Below are 2,903 nucleotides of genomic sequence, written 5' to 3'. Positions count from 1 at the left end.
GGGGGGCGGCGGCTCCTCCTCGCCGTAGCCGGGGGGCTCCTCCGAGCGGTTCTCGCACTCGTTGCCGAAGACCGGGTTGAGCGCGGCGATCACGTCGACCGTGTTGCCGCAGAGGTTGACCGGCACCTCGATCGGGAGCTGGAGGGCGTTGCCGGAGCCGACGCCCGGCGAACCCACGGCGGCGGCGCTCGCGTCGGCCCTGCTCCCGTCGGTGCCGGAAGCGTCGGTGTCGGCAGCGTCGGTGTCGGACGCCACGGACGCGTCCGCGCCGGAGCCGCTCTTCTTCTGCTCGTCCGAGTCGTTCTCGCACTCGTTGCCGAAGGCGGGGTTGAGCGCCGCGATCACGTCGACCGTGTTGCCGCAGACGTTCACCGGCACGTCGACCGGGGCCTGGAGGGCGTTGCCGGACGCGACGCCCGGCGAGTTCTTGGCGGCTCCGTCCGCGTTCGAGTCGGCCAGGGCGGGGCTGCCGCACAGGGAAAGGATGCCCGTCGCGGCGGCAGCCGCGACCATCCCCCTGCTCAGAGTCTGTCGCACTCTCGTTGTCTTCCTGCTTGTAGAGATGGCTGGAGAACGATCCGGAGGACAGGCTGCGGAAAGGGGAAGAGCCGGCCCCGAACCAAACAAGCTGGCCGAGGCCGGCCGTGACGCAGCCGGTCGGTGCGGAACGACGTCAGTCGTTCTCGCACTCGTTGCCGAACGCCGGGTTCAGCAGACCAACGACGTTGATGCTGTTGCCGCACACGTTGACGGGAACGTGGACGGGAACCTGGACGACGTTGCCGGACAGGACGCCCGGGGAGCCGATCGCAGCGCCCTGGGCGTCGGCGTCGGCGAAGGCCGGGGCGGCCATGCCGAGAGCCATGATCGCGCCCGCGACGACGGCAGCGGTTTTCTTCATGAACTTTCCCTTCTCTGCGGTCATGCCTGAATGGCGGCCGAAAAGCCGCGCGAGCACAGCATTGACGGCTCGCACCATGACCTGCAGCCTGCAAACGAGGAATTGACGGCCGGAGCAACTACCGAACGTGGGACACCCCGAAATTCACTCGGATGCCTCACGACACGGCCCGGCCATTCCCCCAGAAGAGCGACGATGTCAACCGCTGCTCGGCGAAACCCCGGGCCGGGAACGACCGGGCGGCCCACGGGGAGGTCAGCGGGCCGCCCGGGCTGGGCGGGAGACTCAGCGCCCGCCCTCGCCGTTCGCCGACAGAACCGAAAGGTCCTCCAGGACGTGCGACAGGGCGCCGTCCCGCTTGGCCTGCGTGGAGTTGTCCGCGCACTGCTGGTTCAGGTCGTCCGACAGGACGTTGATGTCCTGGACCGGCACGAGGTTGATGACGGCGGCGTTGATGTCCTCGACGCCCAGGCACGGCTTGTTCAGCGTGCCCTCGACCAGCGACAGCTGCGGGCTCATGTCGCCCTTGGTCGCCGAGTTGCCGAACGCCGACTTGGCGCCGTTGCCGTTGGCCACGGCCGGCCCGTTGTCGTCCCCGATGGCAAGAGCCTGAGGAGCGGCGGCAGCCGACATACCGATCACAGAAGCGGCAGCCGCCGCGGCGACCATTGCCTTCTTGAGCACTTCGCGTTCCTTTCGTCGTAGCGACGCACTGTCCTACGGCCTCATCAACCCGGTGCGCGATGATTGGTTTCGGGCGTTCACCCGGTTGGGCCTCCACCGGATCCCGAAATGGGCCAGTCGGATCGCCGGAATACCGGTGGAATCAAGGAGCCGTACGGGCTTCCCGTGTCCGCCGACCGAGTGAACGGGAGAAACCCGGCCGGACTCGTGGAGTTGACCAGTGCGCTCCGGTGGACGGGGTTTCCTCAGAAAGGACTGGCCAGTGATCAAGAAGGTAGCCGCCTACGCGGCGATCGCCGCCTCCGTCATGGGCGCCTCCGCTGCCGCGGCCCCGCAGGCGATGGCGATCGGCGACGACAGCGGGCCCGTCTCGGCCAACGGGAACGGGGCCTCGCAGTACTTCGGCAACTCGGCGACCCACGGCAACATGAGCCCGCAGATGGCGCTCATCCAGGGGTCGTTCAACAAGCCGTGCATCGCGGTCAGCGACATCCCGGTCAGCGTCGTCGGACTGATCCCGATCCAGGACATCCCGGTCCTGTCGGACGACCTGAACCAGCAGTGCGCGGAGAACTCCACGCAGACCAAGCGCGACGGCGCGCTGGCCCACCTGCTGGAGGACGTGTCGATCCTGTCGGCGAACGGCGAGGGCGGCAAGGGCTGACATCGGCCGAGGGGCGGGCCGCCGGGCAGACGGCGGTCCGCCCCTTTCGCGTGTCAGCGCCCGGGCGGCGCGTACAGGGCCTCGATGGCGTCCGCGTACGCCGCGACGGCCGCGTGCCGCTTCACCTTCAGCGACGGGGTCAGCAGCCCGTTCTCCTCGGTGAACTCGCCCTCGACCAGCCGGAATGCGCGGATCGACTCGGCCCGGGAGACCGCCGCGTTGGCGTGGTCCACGGCCTTCTGGACGTCGGCCCGCATCCTCTCGTCCCGTACGACCTCGGACATCGGGGTGTCGGCGGGCAGCTTGCGCACCGACAGCCAGTGGGCGACGGCGTCCGGGTCGAGGGTGATCAGGGCGCCGACGAAGGGGCGGTTGTCGCCGACGACGAGGCACTGCGCGACGGGCGGGCGGCTGCGCAGACGGTCCTCCAGGACGGCCGGGGAGACGTTCTTGCCGCCGGAGGTGACCAGCAGGTCCTTCTTGCGGCCGGTGATGGTCAGGTAGCCGTCGTCGTCGAGGGAGCCGAGGTCGCCGGTGGCGAACCAGCCGTCGGGGGCGGCCGGGACGACGCCGCCCGCCTGGGGGTCCCAGTAGCCGTGCAGGACCTGCTCGCCGGCGACGAGGATCTCGCCGTCGGCGGCGATGCGGATACGG

Annotated in this window: 4 protein-coding genes and 1 pseudogene; 1 reads left to right on the top strand and 4 read right to left on the bottom strand. The window is 69.7% G+C overall.

The features are described from left to right. The 3 genes from DMH12_RS40400 to rdlA form a co-directional block, all read right to left on the bottom strand. The coding region (locus DMH12_RS40400) for a chaplin (protein ID WP_312024001.1) at positions 1–537 on the bottom strand (537 nt) is incomplete at its 3' end. A 136-nt stretch (positions 538–673) separates the two neighbouring features. Further along, entirely contained in the window at positions 674–901 is a 228-nt protein-coding gene (gene chpD, locus DMH12_RS38030; RefSeq protein WP_125495810.1) for a chaplin ChpD, read from the bottom strand. A 285-nt stretch (positions 902–1,186) separates the two neighbouring features. Next, positions 1,187–1,585 carry a rodlin RdlA gene (gene rdlA, locus DMH12_RS38025; RefSeq protein ID WP_125495809.1) on the bottom strand — a complete coding sequence of 133 codons (399 nt, stop codon included), beginning with the start codon at positions 1,583–1,585 and terminating at the stop codon, positions 1,187–1,189. A gap of 262 nt (positions 1,586–1,847) precedes the next feature. On the opposite strand from rdlA, the gene rdlB reads away from it, so the two are divergent. After that, positions 1,848–2,249: a rodlin RdlB gene (rdlB, locus tag DMH12_RS38020; RefSeq protein WP_163016269.1), complete on the top strand. Its 402-nt coding sequence runs from the start codon at positions 1,848–1,850 to the stop codon at positions 2,247–2,249. Positions 2,250–2,302: 53 nt separating this feature from the next. Here rdlB and DMH12_RS38015 read toward each other — a convergent pair. Then, positions 2,303–2,903: pseudogene (locus DMH12_RS38015) on the bottom strand (AMP-binding protein); the annotation flags it as partial.

It is taken from the genome of Streptomyces sp. WAC 04229, from assembly GCF_003947455.1.
Lineage (GTDB): Bacteria > Actinomycetota > Actinomycetes > Streptomycetales > Streptomycetaceae > Streptomyces.
This window is presented reverse-complemented; position numbering and strand designations above follow the sequence as displayed.